Here is a 24,788-nt window from a genome sequence, read left to right as displayed (position 1 = left end):
AATTCGCACTTATAAAATTAATTAAAAGTGAGTCAAATAGCGCCTTGCAGTGGTGTTATGTAACAGGTAACATAGCCGCCTTTTTCTTCATAGACGAGACATACATGAATTTTTCCTTAGGTCAGCGTTGGATCAGTGATACAGAGTCAGATTTAGGATTAGGCACCGTAGTTGCCATTGAAGGCCGCCAGGTCAGCATTTTATTTCCTGCCAGTGGTGAAAACCGTGTTTATTCTAGTGCAGAAGCACCGGTTACCCGTGTGGCATTTAATCCAGGTGATGTGATCAAAAGCGTTGAAGAATGGGAATTAGAAGTAGAGTCTATTGAAGTGCAAGGTGAACTACTTTGCTACGTAGGTACTCGCGTTGATACCGGCGAAGAAGCAAAGCTAAAAGAAACCTTTTTAGATCATTTTATTAAGTTTAATAAACCGCAAGATCGTTTATTTGCAGGCCAAGTAGATCGCTTTGATCGCTACACCTTACGTTACCAAACATGGCAACACCAATTTGAGCGCCAGCAATCGCCTATTAAAGGCTTAATTGGCCAGCGCGCTAACCTTATTCCGCATCAGCTTTATATTGCACAAGAAGTAGGTAAACGTTTTGCCCCACGGGTACTGCTCTCAGATGAAGTAGGCCTTGGTAAAACCATCGAAGCCGGCATGATATTACACCAACAAATCATTAGTGGCCGTGCTAGCCGTGTACTCATTGTGGTGCCAGAAAACCTGCAGCACCAATGGTTAGTAGAAATGCTACGCCGCTTTAATTTACGTTTTTCTATTTTTGATGAAGAGCGCTGCGACGAAGCCTTTGCAGACTCGCCAAACGTATTTGATACCGAGCAGCTAGTGCTTACCAGTCTTGAGTTTTTAACCAAGAAAAAACGCTGGTTTGAACAAGCAACACTTGCTGATTGGGATTTATTAGTTATTGATGAAGCGCACCACCTAAGCATTAACAATGGTAAGCCGAGCACCGAATATCAGCGCATGGCTGAGCTTAGCCAAGATATTCCGGGTCTTATTCTATTAACAGCAACGCCTGATCAACTTGGTCACCGTAGCCACTTTGCCCGCTTGCAATTGCTCGACCCAGATAGATTTTACGACTACGACGTATTCAAAGAAGAAGAAGCTAATTACAAAGACGTTGCCGAAGCGGCAAATCAGCTACTGCAAGCACAAGCCCTTGATGATACAGCCAAAGCCACACTCATTGAGCTATTAAAAGAAACCGATATAACTGATGTGCTTGAAAAAGCTCAGCAAGGTGATTTACCGGCGCGTAAAGAAATACTTAACATGCTGCTTGATCGCCATGGCACAGGTCGTATTTTGTTTAGGAACAGTCGCAGCGGAATTGATGGCTATCCTAGCCGTAAATTACATGCTTACCCAATGGCACTGCCAAAGCAATATAAAACAGCAATGTCGGTACTTGGCAGCATGAGCGGTATACAAAGTGCAGAGCTAAGCGCACAACGCGCTCTGTTTCCAGAGAAAATCTTTCAAGAGTTTGAAGGTGAAAGTGCAAGCTGGGGCGCATTTGATCCACGTGTAGATTGGTTAATCGAAACACTTAAAACCCTAAAGCACGAAAAAGTACTGCTTATTTGTGCCAAAGCCGAAACCGCTATTAGCCTTGAGCAAATTTTGCGTGAGCGTGAAGCAATAAAAGCATCTGTGTTCCACGAGGGCATGTCGATTATAGAGCGCGACCGCGCAGCCGCCTTTTTTGCCGATGAATACGACAATGCACAAATACTGCTGTGTTCAGAGATTGGCTCAGAAGGACGTAACTTCCAGTTTTCGCATCACTTAGTGTTATTTGATTTACCACTAAACCCTGACTTACTTGAACAACGTATCGGCCGATTAGACCGTATTGGGCAAACAAAGGATGTTAATATTCATGTGCCGTATTTTGAAAATACAGCGCAAGAAGTATTACTGCGTTGGTACAACGAAGGCCTTGATGCATTTGAAAGCACATCAACCACTGGCCAGCTATTGTATAAAGAATTTAGTGAAGACCTACTTGATTACATTGCTGCCCATAATTGCGATGAAGAAGAGCTCGACCCTCTACTTGAGCAAGTAGCCAAGCAAAATGCCTTGCTACGCAAACAAATGGAAAGTGGCCGTGACCGTTTATTAGAGCTGCATTCATCTGGCCAAGGCGCTGCCGATTCATTGGTTGAAGAAATTGAAGCACTTGATAACCAATTTGAGTTACCAAGTTACATGATCAACGTATTCGACACATTTGGAGTAAGCCAAGAAGACAAAGGCGAAAACACCATTATTTTAAAGCCAACAGAGCATATGCTAAGTGCATCGTTCCCAAGCTTAAAAGAAGATGGCATGACGGTTACCTTTGACCGCGATACCGCCCTTTCGCAAGAAGACGTACATTTTATTAGCTGGGATCATCCTATGGTGCAAGGCACAATGGACATGATTTGTGATGATGACTTTGGTAGTGCCTCTGTTGCTTTACTTAAAAACAAAAAATTACCACCAGGTACCTTTTTTGTTGAGCTAATATTTGTAGCCGAAGCTATGGCACCAAAAGCCCTGCAAGTAGGTCGCTTTTTACCGCCAACGCCTATTCGCATATTACTTGATAAAGCCAGTAATAACCTCGGCGAAAACGTGGCGTTTGATAGCTTTAACCAACAGCTTTCAGCCGTTGGTCGTCAAACTGCAAGTAAATTAGCAGGCGCTTTACAAGGTGCGGTTCACCCAATGATCAACACCGCAAAAGAGATGGCTCAGCAACAGCTTGAGGTTATTCGCAGTGCGTCACTTGAAAAAATGCAAAGAACCTTAGGTGAAGAACAAGCTCGCCTTGAAGCGCTTAAGCAAATTAACCCTAATATTCGCCAAGAAGAAATTACCTTCTTCGATAAGCAGCGCAGCGAGCTGACAACGCATATCGAAAAAGCCCAGTTAAAACTTGATGCGATACGCTTAATCGTAGTTTCACACTAAAGGGTTTTTGAGCGTTTAGTTTATAGCTATCAGCCGTTAATTAGATCAATATTTAACTAAACTACACTTCAAAAAGCACGGTTTATAGGCCGTGCTTTTTACATTCACCTCTACAATTACTCATCAGTATCTTGGCCACCTAATGTAGCCATTATTTCAATACCTATTTCTGTAACTCTGTAATAAATGCTGTCTGAGCAACAAACGTCAGGTCGACAGCCTATACGTATATGGTCAACTGATTGGTAGGAATAGGGGTTTGCTGGTAGTTTTTCAAACATAGAGAAGAAACTATAAAAGTAGTTGTCCGCTTGCTGTTGTGAAAATGCTTGGCAGTCATATTGATAAATGCGGCGCAAATCCTCTTTGCCATCGTTTGAAAGTTTAAATGTGAGCACTACTTAATGCTTGATTTGAATTCTGCTAACATTTGATCGGCCGATTGATCACTAAAACCGCTTTTTTCTGAGTTAGCAAGCTTACCATTTATCGCTTCTGCTCTTCTTGCACGGCGAATTAAATCATTCACCAATTCACTTTTATTTGTGTAATCCCCCCACGTTTTCAACGTGATTACGAAGCCATAAATCATTCTGTTCAGTAAGTGAAATACTTTGCCTTGCCATAATGTGTTCCTACAACTTTAAGCTGGTGCAATTTCACACCAGCATGAAAAATACGCAATTAAACTTTTATCTTTTCCTTGAGCCTTTGCTCTCGCTCCCCTAGAATAGCGCCCTGCAAAATTACTGAGGTCGGCCGTGTTAGTTAATTACAATCCCCCAATGAGTCCGTATTTAACAATACTGCACCAAGATGACGACTTGCTCATCGTTAATAAACCCAGCGAACTTTTAACCGTCCCAGGTAAAGATCCAAAACATGCCGATAGCTTAATTAATCGCGTTAACCGTGTTTTTCCTACAGCTAAAATAGTGCACCGCCTAGATATGGCAACCTCGGGCATACTTTGCCTTGCTATGAATAAGGCAGCTCATAGGCATTTAAGTATGCAGTTTCAAGAACGTGAAACTGCAAAACGCTATATTGCACGTGTTTACGGCCAACTTGAGCAAGATACCGGATCGGTTGATTTGCCACTTATATGTGATTGGCCTAATCGCCCTAAGCAAATGGTTGATTATGAAAACGGTAAGCCCTCACTAACCCACTTTAAAATACTTGCACGAGAAGATGGCGCAACACGTGTAGAGCTCACGCCAATTACGGGGCGCTCGCACCAATTACGCGTGCACATGCTAAGCCTTGGTCACCCAATACTGGGCGATAGACTTTATGCCCATAAAGAGGCCCTAGCCGCGGCTCCACGTTTACAACTACATGCGCAAATGTTGCAACTAAAACACCCCGTGACTGAGCAAGTGCTGACCTTTGAGGTAGAGCCCGACTTTTAATAGGTAAAGCCCGCAAAGTTAGTACTAAACTTTTACCTTAGCGCGCCGATACTTAGTTATTACTCACGTTTTGGGCTTACTATGATATCTGCGCAGCTAATCAAAAAAACGCTACAAGGTGTATGTTGTTGCTCTGCGTTATGCTTAAGCGCATATGCCAGTGCTGCAGAGCATATAGCCCCACCTTCTTTATCAAGTATCGAAAATAGCGATATAAAACGTCTACTACCCAATGATGAAGTTAAACCCATACTTGCTGGTGATACAGAATTTTTAAGTTTGTATAGCGAATACATGAGCCGCGATTTTAGAGGTATTGTATTACTCATCCCTGATTGGAATTCTACCCCCACCAGCAATGCTGGCATGAGTTACCTGCGAAAAGAGCTTACTAATTTAGGTTACACAACCTACGCCATGACAGTACCCGATATAGATTGGCAAGCAAGTAAAATGGCTTCACAAGCAGATACCCAATCAAGCACGCAATCAAGTACGCAAGCGCAAAGTGAAGAGCCAACAAAAACGGCGCAAAGTAACAGCGACGGTGCTGTTACAACGGCTCAAGAGTCACACTTTGTTAATGCCATTGATTTGGTGAGTAACGAGGTACTAAGCAATTATAAAACTAATTTAATAATGCGTTATGAGGCGCTCTATCAAAACGCGATGAGCGAGCCAAATAATATTGTCGTCATAGCACAAGGTACCAGTGCCGGAGTGTTGCTAGAATACTATGCCGATTTTCCTGACTCGCGAATAGATGCGTTTATAAGCTTAAGTAGTTATTTACCTAATACACAGCGCAATAAAGGTTTAGCGCAAACCACATCGCTGGTGACCCCCGCCTTGCTTGATATTTACTATGCAAATGACAATACCGATATACTTATGAGCCTTAAAAACCGCCAGCGCTGGGTAAATCGAAATGCTAAATTTGATTACCGCCAGCGCCAACTCTTTGGCCTGCGTGATGCGCCAGAGCAGCATGCACGGTTAACTAAAGTGATAGACGGTTTTTTACGCCGCCTTTTTTAAATACTCGTAAGCCGCTTGAATATCTTGGCTTTTTTTAACTGCTACTTCCATCATGTGTTTAGGCAGCCCTTGAGAGACTAATTTATCAGGGTGATGCTGCGCCATTAATTTACGATACGCTACTTTAATATCTCGTTGCGTCGCGTCACTACTTAACCCTAATAAAGCCAAGGCCTGTGAGCGGTTCATGCTGTTATTAGGGGGCACATGATGACCAGACCCTTCACGGTAACTGCTACTTTGACCTTGCTGCTGTTGCCTATACTGTTGTTGCTGCTGTCTAAAACTAAATTCAGCTTGGTAACGCTTAAGAATAAAAGCAAAATGAGTTTTAGAAATACCTAATTGCTTACTTACCTCTTGCAACAGCTGTTTTTCTTGCTCTGCGAGCACGCCATCAGAAAACGCCATTTGAATTTGAATTTCTAAAAACAGTTGCAGTAAGTCGTAACGTTTTGCAAAGCGTTCTTTAAAGTCGTGTACTGTTTCTTTAATCGAAAAGTCGCTGTCTTTACCTGATTGAAATGCATGCTGAGCTTCGCGGCGCTCATCGCCCTTTAGCCCCATTTCATCCATAAACATACTTGCCGCTTTTATATGCACCTCGCTTACGCGACCGTTCGACTTTGCAATATGCCCCATAACCGCAAAGCAGCTCGAAAAAAACAACGCTTGGCGCTCGTTTACATCATCACCTTTAAACAAACCTGAAAAGCCCCCGGCTTTATCAAAATCGTTTTTTAAGCTTTTATCAAATAAATGGCCGAGGTATAAACCTAAAATGGCACCAAAAATTTTGCCAAACATAAAGCCAAAACAAAAACCGAGTATTTTTCCCCACATCTAATTAACTGCCTCTATTAAAGTGTGTTTTGTATGCGCTCGTTGAGCTGCGCGAGTCGCTGTGGTGTGCCGATATCGTCCCACTGACCAATATAAAGCTCAGTTGAGATAACCTGTTGGGCGAGTTTTTCTCGCAGTATTGGCCCAAGCGGGCGTATGCCAGGCTCTAAACCTTTAAAAAAATTAGCGTGGTAACGGCTAATCCCCGAAAATGTATACTTTTGACTCTCAGCCGATAAGTGACTTAACGCAAAATCCCCTTTTTCGTTATGAGGTGGGTTTTCTACTAACACTATGTGAGCCTCGCCGTCTTGCAGGTGCAATTGTGTAAGCGCACTCACATCGTAATCTGTAAATACATCGCCATTAATTACAATAAATTGCTCACCTAGTAATGGCAGCGCCTGAATAATTCCGCCTGCGGTTTCAAGGCCGCCCTCAGCCTCTTGGCTATATTCAATGCGCACACCAAACTCAGCGCCATTTTTAAAATAGCTTTTTATTTTATCCCCTTGCCAAGCTAGGTTTATAACAATGTTAGTAATGCCAGCGGCTTTAAGGTTATTAATATGGTGCTCAATCAGCGGTTTCCCCGCCACTTTTAGCATAGGTTTAGGCATAGCTTGTGTAAGCGGCATCATTCGCTGGCCGCGCCCGGCAGCTAAAATCATGGCTTTCATGTGCGCTCCTTAGCTAATTTTAGTGTTACCTGCGGTATTACAATGCTACTTACCCACTCACTTAACGCTGCAAGCTCTGGATAGGTTTTAGCAACATCAACAATGTAATCCAACGTCGGTAAAATATTATCAAGGTAGCCGGTTTTGCCATCGCGTAAATAGAGCCGGCAAAATATTCCCGCCGCCTTTAAATGGCGCTGAATACCCGTTAAATCAAACCACTGTTTAAACTGCTCAAAAGAAGTATCTGTTATTAATTTTTGCGCTGTAAATTCTTCATACCCGTACTCAAGCAGCTGATTAAGCTGTACTTGTGGCAACTTAAAATAGCAATCACGTAGCAGCGACACTAAGTCATAACACAGCGGCCCGCGCACGGCATCTTGGTAATCTATAATTGCCCACTGCTCATTGCTATACATAATATTACGGCTGTGATAATCACGATGAACCGTGACCGTAGGCTGCGCTAGCATAGCGTTCGTTAATAGCTCACAGCTTTGCTGCCAAAGCGTTTGTTGCTCAGTACTCAATGTTAAGCCAATAAAATCAGTAACCAGCCATTGACTAAAAATATTCAGCTCAAGATGAATAAATTCTTTATTATAATTTTGCATAGCTGCTGATTCAGGGGTTTTGGCCCAGCTTGCCGCTAAACGGATTAATTGCTTGTAATATTCATCTCTATTTGGCTCATCGAGCTTATCGGCTAAGTGTGTATTTCCTAAGTCACTTAACACAAAAAAGCCTTGTTCTTCATCGCTTGCAATTATTTCAGGCAATAAAAAGCCGTTGTCGGTGAATACTTTATTAAGAGAGATATACGGAGCGTTATTTACTTTTTGTGGGTCGGAGTCCATCACAATAAACGCTTTTCCGGCACAGCTTAAACGGTAATAACGGCGAAAGCTGGCATCCCCAGTAATGGCTACTAAGGAGTGTGGTTTAGCATCAAAGTGCGTATTTATAAATAGTTGTAAATTATCAAAGCGTGTCATTATATAAGATGTCTATTTTTATAGGTCAATTACTGTATTTGCCATTGTTTTCCTTTATTATGTCTAGCTTATAATAAACCAAAGAGCATTAAGGTCGATAAATGAGCAAAACCTGGGGCATATTGATGCTAGGCGTAATTAGCGCACCATCGCTTGCCGAAACTGAACTGGCACACAATTTATGTGGCATTTCAATGCAAACCAGAGCTTGGCAACCTCTACCAAATTTAGCGGTAGGATCGGTTGATATACAAGCTGACGATGTAGAGCTCCTAGGCACACAAAGCGCTGAATTTACCGGCAATGTTGATATTAACACCCTTGATATGAGTTTGTCCGCACAAACTGCGCTTATAGATAAACAGCGCGGTTTACTTAATGCAACAGGCCCTATTACTTATCAAGACCGTGTAAGCCAAGTAAACAGCTCAGGTTTAAATGCCGATTTAAATAATTCAGAAATAAGCCTACTAGGTGCCGATTACAGCTTAACAGAGCAACAAGGTAAAGGTGGCGCCGAAAAACTCACTGTCAACGAGTCTGGCTTATTGTTAATGAATGCAAGCTTTACTACTTGCCCAAGCGATACACCCGTGTGGGAAATAGAAGCCGACGAAATTAACCTCTCTCGTGAAGAAGGCTGGGGCGAAACCTATAATGCCGTTTTACGTATTCTTGATACCCCCGTTTTATATTTACCTTATTTCACGTTTCCACTGGATGAGCGACGCAAGTCGGGCTTATTAACACCTAGCATTTCGAGCTCCGACCGTTACGGCCTTGAAACTGTTACGCCTTATTATTGGAATATTGCGCCTAATTTTGACGCCACTATTACACCACGTTATATGTCGCGCAAAGGCTTACAATTGCAAACTGAGTTTAGATACCTCACGGAGCAACATGAAGGCTTAGTCGGTATTGAGTATTTAGATAGCGATGATTCGGAGCCAAGCCTTGATGAGCGCTATATGTTTCATTGGCAGCAACAAAGCTATTTAAGTGAAGACTGGCGCGCCAATATTGATGTAACTAACGTCAGTGATGACAACTACATCACCGATTTAAGCTCTAATTACGCAAATAAAACCGATACCCAACTTTATCGTACCGGCTCTGTGACTCACCTTGGTGACACATGGCGTACCGATATTAAATTTCAAAACTTTGAAGTACTGGGCGATCACTTAGAGTCGTATGCCGCAGTTCCACAAATTAGCTTTACACAAACCGCCCCATGGCGTTTTGATAACTTTGACTTTAGTTTGTCGGGTGAAGTAAGCCACTTTACCAACGACTCTTCAGAAATTGCCATAGACAGTGCTACCCGTGTACACGTAGAGCCAAAAGCACGCTTTAACTACGCAACACATGCGTGGTCGTTTCTCTCAGAAGTGAGCTTATTGCAAACTAACTACAAGCAAAGTGGTAATTTAACGGGCACTCAATATAGCGATAGCGTTTCGCGTACCTTGCCAAAAGTACGTTTGTACTCGCAGCTTAATTTTGAACGTGACACCTCGACCTTTTTTGAAGATGGCATTCAAACTCTTGAGCCACAAATACAGTATTTATATACCCCTAATAAGGATCAATCTGAGATAGGCCTATTTGACACCACTCGCTTACAGGATGACTTTTTTGGCCTATTTAGAGATACGCGCTTTTCGGGTGTAGACCGTATAGCCGCAGCTAACCAATTTACGTTAGGTGCAACAACACGCTTATTTGATAATAAACACGAAGAAGTGTTTAACTTTAGCGCGGGTCAAATTTTTTACCTAAACGACTCAGCTAAACCTACCGAGCAAGATTTAGACTCAGAGACAAACTACAACGCCCTTTTTGCAGCGCAAACAATGCTACATTGGCACCGCCGTTGGTACCTCTCAGCGGGTATGCAATACGACACGGATGGTAAGCAAATGATCCAGTCAAATGTCACCCTCGATTACAAAGGTGACAATAATGAGCTAGTTCAATTGAACCATCGCTATGCAAATGATGTCTCAGGAAATACAATCGAGCAAACGGGTGTATTTACAAGTATCCCAATTAGTGATCAGTGGCAATTTATTGCAAGCTACCACCGGGACCTTGAAAATAATCGAAGCATCGAATTTTTAAGCGGATTACAGTATGAATCATGCTGTTGGGCAATCCAAATTACTGGTCACCGTCAGATTGAAACCGATTTAAATCAGTCTATCGGGCAGCAACAAGCCACTTTTGATTCAGGTATTAGTTTAAACTTTGTATTAAAAGGACTTGGCAGTAAGAGCCGTTACGATGCACAAAAATTATTACAACAAGGTATTTTTGGCTACCGTAGACCGTATTTTCTTAATAATTAAGGCAAACGAGCAATTAAGGTGATACTTTAAAGCCCTAAAATGCAGTACGCCCTGTTTTAAAGCAGTACTATTAGAAGAGTAGTAAAAAGAATATGAATTTAAAAAAACTATTATCAACAGCTATTTTAAGCTTAAGCTTATGCCATGGCGCATTTGCCGCCCCACAGGAAATCGACAAAGTAATTGGTGTTGTAAACCAAGGCGTAATTTTAAAAAGTGAAGTAGACACCATAATTAATCGTGTTAAAAAGCAAGCCGCAGAGCAAGGCCAACAACTTCCTAAAGACGAAACGCTTCGCGTACAAGCCGTTGAGCGTTTAGTTAACCAAACGCTTATGATGCAAATGGCTGAACGTATGGGCCTTGAAATTTCAGACAGCCAGTTAGACCAAACACTCGCGAATATGGCAAAAGATCAAGGCGGCAGCATTGCCGATCTTCGTCGTACCATTGAAGCCGCTGGCGAGAGCTTTCAAGCCTACCGCGAAGAAATTCGTAAAGAGATCACCACCCAACAGGTTACCCGTGCCAATGTAGATCGTCGAATCTATATTAGCCAACAAGAAGTAGATAACCTGTTAAAGATAATGGAAAGCCAAGGTCAAAACTCTGAAGAGTATGATATTGGCCACATCCTTATTGATATTCCTAACGATGCAACAGCAGATGAAATCACCAGTGCGAAAACCCGTGCTGACAAAGTTATTGAGCTATTAAACGATGGCCAAGAGTTTAAACGCATCGCTATTTCATCATCAGGTGGCTCAAAAGCGCTTGAAGGCGGACAACTCGGTTATATGGGTATCAACGAAATGCCTTCGTTATTTGCCGAAGCTGTAAAAGGACAAAAGAAAGGCGCTATTGTTGGCCCGCTTCGCTCGGGTGCTGGCTTTCATATAATTAAGGTGCAAGATGTACGTGGTCGCCAATTAGTAGAAACTACAGAAGTACGCTCACGCCATATTCTTATTAAGCCTTCAATTATTTTAAGTGAAGAAAAAGCACGTAGCATGCTAGCAGGATTTGCCAAAGATTTACGCGCAGGAAACGCTGACTTTGCTGAGCTTGCTAAAGAATACTCAGAAGATCCAGGCTCAGCCCTTAAAGGCGGTGAGTATGATTGGACTGACCCTACAACGTATGTACCGGCGTTTAAAGATACTTTGTTATCACTTGATAAAAATCAAATTAGTGAACCATTTAGAACACAATTTGGTTGGCACATAGTACAACTATTAGATAAACGTGTAGCAGATAAAACCGAGCTAGCTAAACGTAACCGTGCGCACGGCATGTTGTTTAATCGTAAATTTAAAGAAGAAAGTTTTAACTGGCAGCAAGAAATGCGCGAACAAGCCCATGTTGAAATTTTCCCTATAGACGAGTAATTATGACATTACGAATTGCAATTACCCCGGGTGAACCCGCGGGGATAGGCCCTGACTTGCTGCTGCAATTAGCGCAGCAACCATGGCAAGCTCAACTGGTCGCTATCGCCGACAAACAGTTATTAAAAGAACGCGCTCAACACTTGGGCCTTAATATTGAGCTAATTGATTTTGATGAAAATGCCCCTGCAGCTATAGCGCCTGCAGGTAGCATTTATATTCACCAAGTAGATTTAGGCACTGACGTTAAGCTAGGTGAACTAGACGACTTAAACGGCCAATACGTGCTTGATACCTTACGTATTGCCAGCGAAAAAAATATGGACGGTACCTTTGATGCCGTTGTCACGGGCCCTGTTCATAAAGGGATTATTAATAAAGCCGGTATTTCCTTTAGTGGCCACACGGAGTACTTTGCTCAGCAGTCGGGCACCTCTGATGTAGTAATGATGCTAGCAACTGAAGGCTTGCGTGTTGCCCTAGTAACAACGCATATACCACTGGCTTATGTATCGCGTGCTATTACACAAGAGCGCTTAACTAAAGTTATTAGTATTTTAAACCACGACTTACAAACTAAGTTTGGTATTGAGCAACCAAAAATTTTAGTGTGTGGATTAAACCCCCATGCCGGCGAAGACGGTCATTTAGGCACTGAAGAAATAGAAACAATTTCACCTACGCTTGAGCTTTTAAACAGCCAAGGCATGAATTTAATTGGTCCGCTTCCTGCCGATACCCTATTTCAGGATAAATACCTCTCTCAAGCCGATGCCGTGCTTGCTATGTATCACGATCAGGGTTTACCTGTGCTAAAATACAAGGGATTTGGTAACTCGGTAAATATAACCTTAGGTTTACCATTTATCCGCACTTCGGTTGATCACGGTACTGCGCTTGATTTAGCAGGCACCGGTGACGCTGAAGTTGGCAGTTTTGAATTAGCGATCCGCGAAGCAATTAAGCTCGCCCATGAAAAAGCACAGAATCAATGACCGATAAAGTACATTTAGGACACCGCGCCCGTAAACGTTTTGGGCAAAACTTTTTATTTGATGAATCTATCATTGATAAAATAGTGACTGCAATCGATCCTAAACCACAAGACAACCTAGTAGAGATTGGCCCAGGTTTAGGCGCAATTACCGAGCCTGTTGCCGATTTAAGCGGCCAACTTACTGTTGTTGAGCTAGATAAAGACTTAGCTCAGCGTTTAATTGAGCACCCTTTTTTAGGTCCTAAATTAAACGTAAACCAAGGCGATGCAATGAAGTTTGACTTTGCAAGCCTTGTACGCGATGACAAAAAATTAAAAGTGTTTGGTAACCTGCCTTACAATATTTCTACGCCATTACTGTTTCATCTTTTTGAGTTTGCTGATCATATTGAGCACATGCACTTTATGCTGCAAAAAGAAGTAGTAAAACGTATGGTTGCAGGCCCAGGCAGCAAAACCTTTGGCCGCTTAAGTGTGATGACACAATACTACTGCCACGCAATGCCCGTGGTTGAAGTACCGCCAGAGTGTTTTAAACCAGCACCTAAAGTAGACTCTGCGGTTATTCGTCTGATCCCTAAAAAAGCCGAGCAACGTACCGCTAAAAGCGTGAAAATTTTAAATACCGTGTGTTTAGAAGCCTTTAACCAACGCCGTAAAACATTGCGTAACAGCTTAGGCAACTTACTCACCGCAGATGAGCTTACCAGCATTGGTATTGATATTACTTTGCGTGCTGAAAGCCTAACGTTACAACAATTTATTGATATAGCTAATTGGATTTATGACAACAAGCAGTAATATTGGCTCTCCTGTAAAAGTCTCTGTAGAGACTTTTTATGTTGAAGGGCAATCTCAGCCTGAGCTAGAAAAGTACGTTTTTGCCTACTCAGTGACAATTAAAAACCACAGTCTTTGCAGCGCTACACTTTTGAGCCGTTATTGGTTGATCACCGATGCCAATGGTAAAGAAGTTGAAGTAGAAGGCGAAGGCGTTGTGGGCGAAACCCCCGTTATAGGCCCAGGCGAAACTTATAAATACACCAGTGGCGCAATATTAGACACCCCTGTTGGCACCATGCAGGGACACTACACACTGCGCAATGAGTTTGGCTCTGAGTTTGAAGCACCTATAAGCGTATTTCGTTTAGCGTGCCCTAACATTTTACATTAGTAAAAAGCGCCATGGCTGATTACGCAATTGGTGATTTACAAGGCTGCTTTAAAGAGTTTAGCCGCTTGCTCAAACGGGTTGACTTTAACCCAAGCAAAGATCACCTTTATTTAGTGGGCGATATTGTCGCACGTGGGCCGGACTCTCTGGCCTGCCTAGATTATATTTATCGCCATCAAGACAGCATGACTGTTACTTTAGGCAATCATGATTTACACATGGTTGCCTGTCACTATCTTAATAAGCCAATCAACCCCAAAGATAAACTCGGTGCTATTTTTGATAGTAAAAAGCTTCCTCACTATATCGCCTATTTGCAAACTCAGCCGCTTGCTATTTATTTAGCACAGCACCGCAGCTTTATATCGCATGCAGGGCTTAACCCTAATTGGTCTATAGAAAGCGCACTTAAACACGCACAGTTTGCTCAGCGTTGTTATCAATCGGCAAATGCTAAGCACTTTTTTGAAAAAATGTATCAGCCTCATCCCGCTATATGGCATGACGATTTAAACGAATTTGATAAGTTTAGGTACATTGTTAACTACTTTACCCGCATGCGCTTTTTAACCAGCAACAACACGTTAGAGCTTAGTGCGAAAGGCGCAATTAGCGATAATAAAACGTTAACAGCCTGGTTCACTCACCCTAATATAAAAGCATTAGAAAACACCCTTATATTTGGCCATTGGGCCGCTCTTGAAGGGGTTACTCAGCTCAATCACATACATGCGCTCGATACCGGATGCGTATGGGGCGGTGCTTTAACGATGATGAACTTGCAAACTAAGCAAAAAATAGTAGAAAAGCCGACGCTTTTATCTAAATAAACTGTAAAACCCCAGCACATATGTTAAATTTAAATTAATAGATATTAATTGCTTAACTTATTGGTTAAAAAGCCGATAAGATGTGATTGAAGTACTTTAATTGGAAATCCATATGAATCTGACAGTAAGCCAACGAATTTGGTGTGGTTTTATATTTATCACCTTATTACTCATAATCATTGGTGGTAACTCTTTAATAAAAATTGCGAGCATTGACCGCTCTACCCAGCAGGTAAACCAGTTATCACTGCCCGCGCTTAATAAAAGCTCAGAACTACAAGCTGAATTTATTTTAATGAGTAAAGCAGCCCAAGCTAGTTTTTATACCACCTCAAACGCACAGCTCACCCCTATAAAACAAAAAGTACTTGAGCAAAAAGACAAATTCAACTCGCTGCACGCCGACCTTCAACGTGTAGTAAAAAACGATGCATCACTGAGTCAAAAAAGCCAAGCAGTAGAAAAAACCTACTTAAGCTTTTTAGGTACGGTCGAAAACCTATTAGCTGATAAAGATAAACAACTAGCACTTAAGAAAACCCTCACAGCACAGCTTGAAACAATTGAGATTGCAGCTGAAGATGCCAACTCAGTCGTGCTTGATATCACAGATATTACTAACTTTGAGCAAAACCACCCACGCGCTTACCAAGCTGCAAACAACTTAGAAAACAACTTTCTGTCTGTGGTGAGTAACAGTACCGATATGCTCACGGTTAAAACGACAAACACCTTAGATATTGTAAAAAATGAGCAAGCTTATTACCTTGACGAAGTAATTCGTACTTTAACGTTAATAAAGCCAGCTATAGAGCAAGATAACAACGACCTATACAGTGATTTACAAGCATACGTTGATACGCTGATAGAAAATATCAGCGGTAATAATAGCCTAGCGGCCAATAAGCAGCGCCTTATTGACGCTATCGCACTTACCGAAAAAGAACTTGCCCAATCAGAGCAAGCGACCACTATGGCACTGTCGCAAATTGATGATTTAGTAACACAAGCAAGTACTGTAGCTTACAAATTACAAGAAGGTGTTCGCGAGGATGTAGACTCAGCGACGCTCTGGACATGGGCAGGTATGATCATCGCAACGTTAATTGCAATTGCAATTGCGATTCTTACCGTTAATAGAATCACTAAGCCACTGGCTGAGGTTAATCGGATTTTAGATATTGTTGCCAGCGGTGATATGACCCAACGCTTAGATGACTCTGCAAAAGATGAATTTGGCGAGCTATCAAAAAGCTGTAACACCCTTATAGATAGCCTACGTAGTTTAATTAAGGGCATTATTTCACGCTCAACTCAATTAGCAGCGGCGTCTGAGCAAACATCAGCCATTACCGGTGAGTCAAGCCAAGCTATTCGTAACCAACAAGCACAAGTAGAGCAAGCGGCAACCGCCACAACCGAAATGAGCAGCACGTCGCAAACAGTAAGCAACAGCGCACAGCAGGCACTTAACGAAATAAAAAATGCCGATAAAGAAGCTGAACGTGTAAAAGGTATATCTCATCAAAACAAAGCCACTATTGAGCAACTTGCTCGCGAGGTGGACGATGCATCAGGTGTTATTAATAAGCTTCATCAAGACAGCGCATCTATAGGCAGTATTTTAGATGTAATACGCGGCATTGCAGAGCAAACCAACCTATTAGCACTTAACGCTGCAATTGAAGCGGCACGTGCCGGTGAATATGGCCGAGGTTTTGCGGTAGTAGCGGATGAAGTACGCTCACTGGCAAGCAAAACGCAAGAGTCGACCCAAGAGATACAATCTATGATTGAATCGCTTCAAAGTGGCGCAGAAGCGGCTGTAACAGCAATGGATAAAGGTAAACAGCAAGCAGAATCATGTGTTGAACAAAGCGACTTAGCAAGCAGCGCATTAGACTCAATTACACTTGCCGTATCGCAAGCGCACGATGTAAGTGAAGAAATCTCTACCGCTGCTCAAGAGCAACAACAAGTATCACAAGAAATTAGTGAACGTTTAGAATCTATTGTAGCCATAGCCGAGCAAACAGCTGAGGGTGCAAATCAAACAAACATTTCAAGCTCAGAAGTAGCCAAACTTGCTGAAGAGCTAAGAATATCGGTAGAAAACTTTAAGGTGTAATGCACACCTAACAGCAGTAAATTAACGCAATAAAAAACCCGATACTGTTACTCAGTGTCGGGTTTTTTATTTACTTGTTTTAACGCTTAGCGAGAAGCACGCTGGCGATTGCCGCCTACTTTAGGTTTAGTGTTAGCCTTTTTAAATTGGCTAAACCCAGTATGGCGCGTTAAGGCTGGGCGCCCTCCTTTACCTTTACCAGCGCCTTTATGTGCTTTTTCATCGCGGCCTTCTTCTGGCACTAAGCAATTTGGGCCTTTACCAATTAAATTGGCTTTCCCCATACTACGCAGTGCATCGCGGATCATTGGCCAACCCGATGGATCGTGATAACGCAATATGGCTTTGTGTAAGCGACGTTGGCGCGCTCCTTTTGGCACAGGTACTTGCTCTTTGTTGTTTTTAATATTACGCAACGAGTTCATTTCTGTATGGTAAATGGTGGTTGCGTTGGCCATAGGCGACGGGTAAAAATTTTGTACTTGGTCTAACTTAAAGTCGTTAGATTTAAGCCACAATGCCATGTTAACCATGTCTTCGTCTTTGGTACCTGGGTGCGCTGAAATAAAGTACGGTATTAAATACTGCTTTTTACCCGCTTCTTTTGAGTACTTATCAAATAGCTCTTTAAATTGATCGTAGGCTCCCATGCCCGGCTTCATCATTTTAGACAAAGGGCCATCTTCTGTGTGCTCAGGGGCAATTTTTAAATAGCCACCCACATGATGTGTCACCAACTCTTTTACATAGCGAGGGTCTTGTACGGCTAGATCGTAACGAACGCCTGAGGCGATCAAAATCTTTTTAATGCCTTTCACTTCACGGGCTTTTTTGTATAAATCGATAGTAGGTGTATGGTCTGTGTCCATGTGCTTACATATATCAGGGTAAACACATGAAAGTCGTCTACAGGTACTTTCTGCTTTTTTGCTCGTACAGCGTAATTTATACATGTTGGCCGTTGGGCCACCTAAATCAGAAATAACACCGGTAAAACCAGGTACTTTATCTCTAATTTGTTCTATTTCATCAATAATCGACTCTTGCGAGCGACTTTGAATAATACGTCCTTCATGCTCGGTAATAGAACAGAACGAACAGCCACCAAAACAGCCACGCATAATATTAACCGACGTTTTAATCATATCGTAGGCTGGTATTTTTGCATCACCATAACTTGGGTGCGGTATACGCTGATAAGGCAAACCAAATACATCATCCATCTCATGGGTTTCGAGCGGAAATGCCGGCGGGTTAACCCAAATAGAGCGATCGCCATGGCGCTGAAATAACGCACGAGCACAGCCTGGGTTGGTCTCTTGGTGCAAAATTCGCGAAGCATGGGCATAAAGCGGTTTATTAACGCTTACTTGCTCAAATGCAGGCAGTTTAACATATGTTTTTTCCCACGGTTTAGGGCGCGCAGGCTGAACGGTAATGGGTTTAGCGGCCTCGGCTTTTAAATCAATACCGGCTTGCTTAAACTCTGATTTACTACACCCAACATCATCAGCCCCATAGGGGTTTGGGATAGGATCAATTTTGCCTATTTTATCAATCGCTGTTGAATCACTTCCGCGCCAGCCCGGTATTGGCTCTTTACGAATAACCGCTGTACCACGAATATCCTGAATTGTATCCATAGTTTCGCCAGCGGCTATACGGTGGGCTACTTCCACCAGCGGGCGCTCTGCATTACCATAAATAAGGATGTCGGCTTTGGCATCAAATAAAATACTACGGCGTACTTTTTCTTGCCAGTAGTCGTAATGAGCAATACGGCGCAAGCTTGCTTCAATACCACCAATAACAATAGGCACACCTTTGTAGGCTTCGCGTAAGCGCTGAGAGTAAATCATCACCGCACGGTCAGGGCGCTTACCACCCACATTACCTGGTGTATAGGCATCGTCATGGCGCATTCGTTTTTCTGCCGTGTAGCGGTTGATCATCGAATCCATGTTGCCGGCTGTAACACCAAAAAATAAGTTTGGTTTACCAAGCCCCATAAAGGCATCTTTTGATTGCCAATCTGGCTGAGCAATTATACCCACTCTAAAGCCTTGCGCTTCAAGTACACGGCCAATTACCGCCATACCAAAACTAGGGTGATCAACATAGGCATCGCCGCTAATAATTATAATGTCGCAGCTATCCCAGCCAAGAGCGTCCATTTCTTCGCGAGTGGTAGGTAAAAATGGGGCGGTGCCATAACATTCAGCCCAATATTTGGGGTATGAAAATAGCGCGCGTTCAGCTTTAAGGGAGCTCATAGTTTTGGCCGTAGAATAACAAAAGGCGCGAATTATATCCTAATACATTGCTTATTTATACAACATTGCCTAGAGATATCGCGCCTACTGTAAAGTCTGTTGATATTAAGTTTTTTTATTTCGCTCTTTAATAAACTCTAAAAGTTCGTGCTCAGGCATTGGCTTAGCGTACATAAAACCCTGTACTTCATCACACCCTAAGTTTTTCAAAAACTCTGCCTGCTGCTGTGTTTCTACACCTTCAGCAATTGTTTTTAGTCCTAGTTTAGCACCAAGCGACACCACTAAAGCAGCAATAGCACCGGTATCGTTATCGGGTAAATCTTTTACAAATGCGCGGTCTATTTTAAGCCTATCAAGCGGTAAACTTTGTAAGTAACTTAACGAAGAAAAGCCCGTTCCAAAATCATCAATCGCCACTTCTACGCCTAATTCTTTTAACTCTTTTAGGGTATTGATCACGGTTTCTAATTCATCCATTACCACGCTTTCAGTCACTTCTAATTCTATATTGCAGGGTTTAACATCGTACTTTTGTAAGGTTTTTTTTACTGTTGTAGCGTAGCCTTTAACCTTAAATTGCGGCACAGATACATTTACAGCAATGCAAATTTCTTCACCGAGTGCCTCTAAGCGTTTTTGCTGTTGGCAAGCTTGTTCTAAAACCCATTGGCCAATATCAACTATTAAACCGGCATCCTCAGCTAAAGGCACAAACACCGCAGGAGATATAAACGAGCCATCTTCTGATGGCCAGCGCAGCAATGCTTCACAGCCAATCAAAGACAAATTATCAAGTGAAAGCTGAGGCTGATACCACACTTGGAGCTTTTGCCGAGCAAAGTCATGACGTAACTGCCTAATAATACCTAAGCGCCAAGCCATTTTGTCTTGCATATCAATATCGTAGTAAATACCCTCTTTGCATTTAAGCTTTTTAGCTTGGTTTAATGCAATATAGGCAACTTTTAGTGTATCTAACCCAGTACTTTGAAAGTCTTGCTGTTGACATAAACCAATTCTAAAATCGACAGGCAAAAAATGCTCGCCAGCACTAAAAGGCACACTTAGCACGTCGTTAAATTGTTCAAGGTCAAACTCCGTTTGGCGAATAATAAAGCCAAATACATCTGCGCCAATACGCGACAATAACTTTGCGTCTGGATAAGCATCTTTAAGCCGCTTTACAATCTCGATTAACAAATGATTGCCAATTTCTTGTCCTAAGCCATTGTTAATATCTGCAAAACCAATCACATCAATTAATACAAAAACGTAGTCATTAACATGTGGTTTTTGATAACGCACCACCCGCTCAATAAAATTAGTACGATTAGAAATACCGGTTAGTACATCTTTGTAGGCCGCATCTCTTAGTTTTACAAACAGCCTTACGTTATCAAGAGCTACACTCACATTAGTAAGAAAAATCTCTGCAAATTGCAGCTGCGCATCACTCGGTTTATGCTCGCACTCTAAATAAATAGCAGCCTGGCGGTGCTTACTTTTAACAATAAAAGTTACGCTCGAATCGGTTTGGCAATGCTGAGCCGACTCAAAACACTGATCTACTTGTTCAAGCGCAACGCTATCAACATTAGCAAGCTTTTCACCAAAGTAGCTCTCATAATGGCCACTACCACCCAATACTTGAATAAAGTTATCGCCATCTAGCTTACTGCATACCAACCCAACTTGTTGGCACTCTAAAATAATACCCAAGTGTTTAATAATCTCTTTGCATAACACTTTAATATCGGTAAGCCCTAAAATAGACTTTGAAGCCGAAACAATGGTGTTCATTGCATCACTTTGATACTCAAGCTGGCATACTTGCTCGTACGAGCGAATAGCGGTAATTAAAGAAGTTACTAATTTAGAACGAGTTAACTCTGTTTTTGTTTTATAGTCGTTAATGTCATATTCGCGAATTACTTTTTCTTCTGGGGTGTTGCCCGCTTGGCCGGTTCGTAAAATAATTCGCACATGCTGATTATTAAGCTCTTCGCGTACGCGTTTTACAACTTGCAAACCCGCATCATCAGATTCCATCACTACATCTAAAAAAATAACGGATATTGTATTATTGTTTTTGAGTATTTCGATGGCTTCGCTGCCAGAGTACGCATCGTGAAAACGCAGCCCTGCCCCCCAAAACTCTACGCCCGACAATGCAAGCTTAGTCACTGAATGTATTTCAGGATCGTCATCAACGATCAAAACATCCCAAAAATCAGATAATTCTTGGGTTATTTCTTCTTCGCTGTCTGGCGCTAAAAATAAAAAATCGCTTTGCTCTGACGACATTATCTACCCTTTATCAGTTTTAATACTTATATAAGCTCATACCTATGTGCTAAAAATATATTTTTGGTTTATAGGCTAATTCATACTATAGTCGATTAATAAAAAGTTGTTATATTTCAAACTAAAAAACTCGTAAAAGGTGTGCCTATTAAATTTTTTAAAATCCTTATAAAAACGCTCTTATTGTTAGTTTTAGTGGTTATTTTGATTGGTTTAACCCTGCCGCAAAATTACAGCGTAAATAAAAACATACAAATAAATGCCAATGTAGCGACCGTTAAATCGCTGGTGTCTGACTTTAGCCTTTGGCATACATGGTCACCTTGGGGCAAAGTAGATCCGTCTATCACTTTTACTTTAGGCGAACCTAGTCGCGGCATAGGCGCGCATCAATCGTGGCAAAGCGACTGGGGGTATGGAGAAATGACCATTACTTCGCTTTCGCAAAATAAAATGGCCTTTAATGCACTTTTAAAAAATGAGCATATTATTGAAGGTGAAATTACATTTACCGAAGTAGAAGGTGTGGTAAATGTAACGTGTAATATTAATGGCCAAACCAATACCCCGCTAATTTCGGGTTATCTATCAATTTTTAGTGAGTATGTATTAAGCAATACAGTGTCACTTGGCTTAAATAACTTGCAAACAGTAGCGCAATTACGCGACCAAAAAACACAGCTGGATAACGATGACAGTAAAATCAGCCCAAGCGAGAATTAACCTCGCCAATATAATTGAGTCTTTACTTGGCTACCCCGTAAAAAAAATAACCACAAATACTGGGCAACCAAGTACAGATCAAAGTTACGGCTCTAAAGGCGATCTAAACCCGCTTTATCACATAAATAGCGATAACCCTATTTTAGCGCGCGCCCAAAAGCGCCAAGATTTACTGCTTATAAAACAGCAGCAAAATATAGAAACCATTTTAGCTAAAGCAATGGGATTTTGCCCCGATGTGGCAAGCAATAAACAACCAGATGCTGACTGGGTAGAGCGCTTTATTGCCCTATGTGAAGACACCTCAAATGAATCGATGCAAACACTATGGGCTAAAATTTTAACTGGCGAGACGCTCAACCCCGGTACATTTTCTATAAAAAGCTTACAAACACTCAAGCATATGACCCAACGCGAAGCTGATGCATTACAAAAGTGTGTATCGCTGAGCAGCTACAACGCAAAAGACGACAGCCACTTTATTTTATTGGGGTTTTATAAAAAGCCTTCACTTTTCGACTTACTACGAAAAGGCAATAAGGTATCGCTTAATTTAGGAAAAACGGGGATCAGCTTTCCTGATATTTTAACGCTTATGGATCTTAATTTACTCTACAGAAAAGAAATAGAATCGGCGGTATTAAAAGCAGGTCAAGAACTCACCCTGTCGTTTTTATCGCAAAAAGTGACGTTAAAAGCTAAAAGCAGTGACTTAGTATTAAGCTATTACAAGTTTACCCAAACTGGCGATGAGCTTTCTAAGCTTATAAATTACCCGGTAAATAAGGTGTATAAGCAATTAATTAATAATGCATTGGAGGGAGAATTTGATTTAACGTGGCATGTTAATAAATAACACACCACGCTGTAAGCTCACTAATTAAAAGTGAACTTGAATACCCGCAAATGGGCCTGATGCGTCAATATCGGTATTAATATCATCAACATCATCTAGCTCTAACGTCATTGAGCGGTAACCCGCTTTAATAGCTACATCTACTGCTAGGTTATCAATAAGTTCATATGCTACGCCTACTTGGTAGTCTTGTACTTTACTATCGTCGATAGCTAAAAAGCTGCCTTCAAAAAACACGCTTAAACCCGTAAATGGTAAGCCTGCTTCAGCACGGCCATATGCAAGTGGAACAAAGCCCGAAAAATCTTTAGTTTCAGAGAAGTTAGTGCCGCCTTGTTGAGTGGTACCAGTTACAACAATGTCACCGTCAAACTGCTTTGCGTTTAAACCTAAATCAATTGAAATTAAATCGTTATCAAAAATTTCGTAATAAAGAATGTAATCAATGTGAGTTAAATCACTTAATGTATTTGCAGTTGTACCAACTACGTAATCTGAGCCATTAAAGCTAAACGTATCAGTAAGGGTTGCCGAGCCATTAAGTTCAAGCTCAGTGTATTTAAGCTTTAGGTTAGGAACTAATGGCACTGGGTGCTCTAGTGCCGCGTAGTAGCTAATAAAGGTTTCGTCTTCAAAATTAAAATCTTGTGGTGCGTTATCTTTGTAAGAAAACTGACCGTCGTTATCTGACTGCCAGCCATCAACACCTACATATAAACCTAATAGAGTGTCTGCCTGTGCTGCAGGGGCTAAACATGCCATTGAAAGGGCAGCTGCTAAACAATACTTTTTCATTTTTTATCCTTGAGCTAGTAGTTCGCTAAGTTCGATTAAAGCCGCATTGGCTCTTGAAATATAATTTGCCATAACTAAAGAATGATTTGCCACAAAGCCAAAACCATTCCCGTTTAATATAATTGGGCTCCACACGGTTTCTTGTGTTGCCTCAAGCTCACGTATAATTTGCTGTAAGCTTACACGTGCATTTTTCTTTTCTAATACATCAGCAAAGTCATACTCAACCGCTTGTAAAAAGTGTAATAACGCCCACGTTGCACCGCGCGACTCATAAAACACGTCGTCTATTTCCCACCACGACGTTCTTACTTGTTGCTGAAGTGGTGTGTAGGTCGCTTGCGTGTTTGAAGAATTACCGGCTAAATCGGTATTTACTTTGTCTTGGCCAACACTTGCACTTAAACGCTGACTTAAACTGCCTAAACGCTTTTCGGCTTCTTTTAACCAGCTACGAAGATTATCTGCACGTGAATAAAATTGGCTATCGCGCTCATGCTCGTTAGCAATTTGTGAGCGGTACACAAGAAGGTAGTCTATTCCCTTTTGGTACTCTCCCTCGGCACTTGGCCATGCCCATGCTTCAGAGCTAATATTAAATTGCGGCTGCGCTTTTTTAAGGGCTTCATGTTCGGTAGATTGCGACTGTGAACGGCTAAAGTCTTTACGCATTGATAGCGCTAAATCACGCACCATTTCAAGCGCGCCATATTCCCACGCAGGCATGTCATCCATTATCACACTTGGCGGCATCACATCGTTTGATAAATATCCACCTTGCTTATCAAGTAATGTGCTAGCAACGGTAATAAGCGTTGAGGTGGTTGTATAGCCTGTTACCATTTTTTCGTTGCGTGCTTGCGCGGTTTCTTTTGCATTAGTTACTACGTTAAAACGTGCCGGCTCAATGCTCCAATAAACTGCAATAGCGTAAAAAATAATAAGTAGTACCACCAAGGCACCAGCTATTTTTCCTTTATGTTGCGACAT

The 24,788-nt window shown here is 41.8% G+C and carries 21 protein-coding genes; 12 read left to right on the top strand and 9 right to left on the bottom strand.

Translation table 11 applies throughout. The features are described 5' to 3' along the window. Positions 1–104: 104 nt before the first annotated feature. A complete protein-coding gene (gene rapA, locus PSH48_RS16840; RefSeq protein WP_273607762.1) occupies positions 105–2,999 on the top strand; it encodes an RNA polymerase-associated protein RapA in 2,895 nt (964 codons plus the stop codon). A 116-nt stretch (positions 3,000–3,115) separates the two neighbouring features. On the opposite strand, the gene PSH48_RS16835 is transcribed toward rapA, so the two are convergent. Beyond that, complete coding sequence (locus PSH48_RS16835; RefSeq protein WP_273605563.1) at positions 3,116–3,397, bottom strand: type II toxin-antitoxin system RelE/ParE family toxin; 282 nt, start codon at positions 3,395–3,397, stop codon at positions 3,116–3,118. Beyond that, positions 3,397–3,528, bottom strand: a complete 132-nt coding sequence (locus tag PSH48_RS16830; RefSeq protein WP_269083496.1) for a hypothetical protein — start codon at positions 3,526–3,528, stop codon at positions 3,397–3,399. Before PSH48_RS16830 ends, PSH48_RS16835 begins: the two co-directional genes overlap by 1 nt. A gap of 232 nt (positions 3,529–3,760) precedes the next feature. Here PSH48_RS16830 and rluA point away from each other — a divergent pair, with 232 nt between their 5' ends. Together rluA and PSH48_RS16820 are read left to right on the top strand one after the other, a co-directional pair. Continuing rightward, positions 3,761–4,414 (top strand): bifunctional tRNA pseudouridine(32) synthase/23S rRNA pseudouridine(746) synthase RluA, encoded by a 654-nt coding sequence (rluA, locus tag PSH48_RS16825; protein WP_273607761.1) that lies wholly within the window; start codon positions 3,761–3,763, stop codon positions 4,412–4,414. Between the two features lie 81 nt (positions 4,415–4,495). Continuing rightward, a complete protein-coding gene (locus tag PSH48_RS16820; RefSeq protein WP_273607760.1) occupies positions 4,496–5,452 on the top strand; it encodes a DUF3530 family protein in 957 nt (318 codons plus the stop codon). On the opposite strand, the gene djlA is transcribed toward PSH48_RS16820, so the two are convergent. Genes djlA through PSH48_RS16805 form a run of 3 tightly spaced genes read right to left on the bottom strand, consistent with a single transcriptional unit; the run spans position 5,435 to position 7,973 of the window. Then, positions 5,435–6,295, bottom strand: coding sequence for a co-chaperone DjlA (gene djlA, locus PSH48_RS16815; protein WP_029773301.1), 861 nt, complete (start codon positions 6,293–6,295; stop codon positions 5,435–5,437). The genes PSH48_RS16820 and djlA overlap by 18 nt on opposite strands. Before the next feature lie 17 nt (positions 6,296–6,312). After that, a complete protein-coding gene (murU, locus tag PSH48_RS16810; protein ID WP_004585861.1) occupies positions 6,313–6,975 on the bottom strand; it encodes an N-acetylmuramate alpha-1-phosphate uridylyltransferase MurU in 663 nt (220 codons plus the stop codon). Beyond that, on the bottom strand, positions 6,972–7,973 hold the full coding sequence (locus tag PSH48_RS16805) for an aminoglycoside phosphotransferase family protein (RefSeq protein ID WP_273607759.1): 1,002 nt from the start codon (positions 7,971–7,973) through the stop codon (positions 6,972–6,974). Before PSH48_RS16805 ends, murU begins: the two co-directional genes overlap by 4 nt. 101 nt (positions 7,974–8,074) lie before the next feature. Here PSH48_RS16805 and lptD point away from each other — a divergent pair, with 101 nt between their 5' ends. From lptD to PSH48_RS16770, 7 genes are all read left to right on the top strand, one after another. Next, entirely contained in the window at positions 8,075–10,327 is a 2,253-nt protein-coding gene (gene lptD, locus PSH48_RS16800) for an LPS assembly protein LptD (RefSeq protein ID WP_024031518.1), read from the top strand. A 92-nt stretch (positions 10,328–10,419) separates the two neighbouring features. Next, complete coding sequence (gene surA, locus PSH48_RS16795) at positions 10,420–11,715, top strand: peptidylprolyl isomerase SurA (RefSeq protein WP_064385734.1); 1,296 nt, start codon at positions 10,420–10,422, stop codon at positions 11,713–11,715. 2 nt (positions 11,716–11,717) lie between these two features. After that, positions 11,718–12,710, top strand: coding sequence for a 4-hydroxythreonine-4-phosphate dehydrogenase PdxA (gene pdxA, locus PSH48_RS16790; RefSeq protein WP_024031517.1), 993 nt, complete (start codon positions 11,718–11,720; stop codon positions 12,708–12,710). Beyond that, complete coding sequence (rsmA, locus tag PSH48_RS16785) at positions 12,707–13,513, top strand: 16S rRNA (adenine(1518)-N(6)/adenine(1519)-N(6))-dimethyltransferase RsmA (RefSeq protein ID WP_004585856.1); 807 nt, start codon at positions 12,707–12,709, stop codon at positions 13,511–13,513. The genes pdxA and rsmA overlap by 4 nt, the downstream gene beginning before the upstream one ends. Further along, complete coding sequence (gene apaG / locus PSH48_RS16780; protein ID WP_004585855.1) at positions 13,497–13,886, top strand: Co2+/Mg2+ efflux protein ApaG; 390 nt, start codon at positions 13,497–13,499, stop codon at positions 13,884–13,886. Before rsmA ends, apaG begins: the two co-directional genes overlap by 17 nt. Before the next feature lie 11 nt (positions 13,887–13,897). Beyond that, positions 13,898–14,716 carry a symmetrical bis(5'-nucleosyl)-tetraphosphatase gene (locus PSH48_RS16775; protein WP_273611910.1) on the top strand — a complete coding sequence of 273 codons (819 nt, stop codon included), beginning with the start codon at positions 13,898–13,900 and terminating at the stop codon, positions 14,714–14,716. A gap of 112 nt (positions 14,717–14,828) precedes the next feature. Next, positions 14,829–16,844, top strand: a complete 2,016-nt coding sequence (locus PSH48_RS16770) for a methyl-accepting chemotaxis protein (RefSeq protein ID WP_273611909.1) — start codon at positions 14,829–14,831, stop codon at positions 16,842–16,844. 86 nt (positions 16,845–16,930) lie between these two features. Here PSH48_RS16770 and PSH48_RS16765 read toward each other — a convergent pair whose 3' ends face one another. Then, on the bottom strand, positions 16,931–19,117 hold the full coding sequence (locus PSH48_RS16765) for a YgiQ family radical SAM protein (RefSeq protein WP_064385740.1): 2,187 nt from the start codon (positions 19,115–19,117) through the stop codon (positions 16,931–16,933). A gap of 105 nt (positions 19,118–19,222) precedes the next feature. Then, positions 19,223–21,424 (bottom strand): bifunctional diguanylate cyclase/phosphodiesterase, encoded by a 2,202-nt coding sequence (locus tag PSH48_RS16760; protein ID WP_273611908.1) that lies wholly within the window; start codon positions 21,422–21,424, stop codon positions 19,223–19,225. Positions 21,425–21,565: 141 nt separating this feature from the next. On the opposite strand from PSH48_RS16760, the gene PSH48_RS16755 reads away from it, so the two are divergent. Continuing rightward, the gene (locus PSH48_RS16755; protein WP_273611907.1) at positions 21,566–22,147 is read left to right on the top strand and encodes an SRPBCC family protein; all 582 of its coding nucleotides are present in this window, start codon (positions 21,566–21,568) and stop codon (positions 22,145–22,147) included. After that, positions 22,116–23,003, top strand: a complete 888-nt coding sequence (locus PSH48_RS16750; RefSeq protein ID WP_121636978.1) for a TIGR03899 family protein — start codon at positions 22,116–22,118, stop codon at positions 23,001–23,003. The genes PSH48_RS16755 and PSH48_RS16750 overlap by 32 nt, the downstream gene beginning before the upstream one ends. Positions 23,004–23,027: 24 nt before the next feature. Here PSH48_RS16750 and PSH48_RS16745 read toward each other — a convergent pair whose 3' ends face one another. Continuing rightward, positions 23,028–23,798 (bottom strand): TIGR04219 family outer membrane beta-barrel protein, encoded by a 771-nt coding sequence (locus PSH48_RS16745; RefSeq protein ID WP_004585848.1) that lies wholly within the window; start codon positions 23,796–23,798, stop codon positions 23,028–23,030. 3 nt (positions 23,799–23,801) lie between these two features. Then, entirely contained in the window at positions 23,802–24,788 is a 987-nt protein-coding gene (locus PSH48_RS16740) for a DUF2333 family protein (protein WP_004585847.1), read from the bottom strand.

The organism is Pseudoalteromonas sp. Angola-4, from assembly GCF_028599265.1.
Classification (GTDB): domain Bacteria; phylum Pseudomonadota; class Gammaproteobacteria; order Enterobacterales; family Alteromonadaceae; genus Pseudoalteromonas; species Pseudoalteromonas atlantica.
Note: the sequence above shows the minus strand (reverse complement) of the source record. Positions and strands in the feature narration are given on the sequence as shown.

Bases quoted from the DNA above. Each gene is read 5' to 3' on its own strand.
- murU (WP_004585861.1), bottom strand. From the start codon at position 6,975: ATGAAAGCCATGATTTTAGCTGCCGGGCGCGGCCAGCGAATGATGCCG.
- PSH48_RS16750 (WP_121636978.1), top strand. From the start codon at position 22,116: ATGACAGTAAAATCAGCCCAAGCGAGAATTAACCTCGCCAATATAATT.
- djlA (WP_029773301.1), bottom strand. From the start codon at position 6,295: ATGTGGGGAAAAATACTCGGTTTTTGTTTTGGCTTTATGTTTGGCAAA.
- lptD (WP_024031518.1), top strand. From the start codon at position 8,075: ATGAGCAAAACCTGGGGCATATTGATGCTAGGCGTAATTAGCGCACCA.
- PSH48_RS16745 (WP_004585848.1), bottom strand. From the start codon at position 23,798: ATGAAAAAGTATTGTTTAGCAGCTGCCCTTTCAATGGCATGTTTAGCC.
- PSH48_RS16820 (WP_273607760.1), top strand. From the start codon at position 4,496: ATGATATCTGCGCAGCTAATCAAAAAAACGCTACAAGGTGTATGTTGT.
- PSH48_RS16760 (WP_273611908.1), bottom strand. From the start codon at position 21,424: ATGTCGTCAGAGCAAAGCGATTTTTTATTTTTAGCGCCAGACAGCGAA.
- rsmA (WP_004585856.1), top strand. From the start codon at position 12,707: ATGACCGATAAAGTACATTTAGGACACCGCGCCCGTAAACGTTTTGGG.
- surA (WP_064385734.1), top strand. From the start codon at position 10,420: ATGAATTTAAAAAAACTATTATCAACAGCTATTTTAAGCTTAAGCTTA.
- PSH48_RS16805 (WP_273607759.1), bottom strand. From the start codon at position 7,973: ATGACACGCTTTGATAATTTACAACTATTTATAAATACGCACTTTGAT.
- PSH48_RS16765 (WP_064385740.1), bottom strand. From the start codon at position 19,117: ATGAGCTCCCTTAAAGCTGAACGCGCGCTATTTTCATACCCCAAATAT.
- PSH48_RS16775 (WP_273611910.1), top strand. From the start codon at position 13,898: ATGGCTGATTACGCAATTGGTGATTTACAAGGCTGCTTTAAAGAGTTT.
- PSH48_RS16740 (WP_004585847.1), bottom strand. From the start codon at position 24,788: ATGTCGCAACATAAAGGAAAAATAGCTGGTGCCTTGGTGGTACTACTT.
- apaG (WP_004585855.1), top strand. From the start codon at position 13,497: ATGACAACAAGCAGTAATATTGGCTCTCCTGTAAAAGTCTCTGTAGAG.
- pdxA (WP_024031517.1), top strand. From the start codon at position 11,718: ATGACATTACGAATTGCAATTACCCCGGGTGAACCCGCGGGGATAGGC.
- PSH48_RS16770 (WP_273611909.1), top strand. From the start codon at position 14,829: ATGAATCTGACAGTAAGCCAACGAATTTGGTGTGGTTTTATATTTATC.
- rapA (WP_273607762.1), top strand. From the start codon at position 105: ATGAATTTTTCCTTAGGTCAGCGTTGGATCAGTGATACAGAGTCAGAT.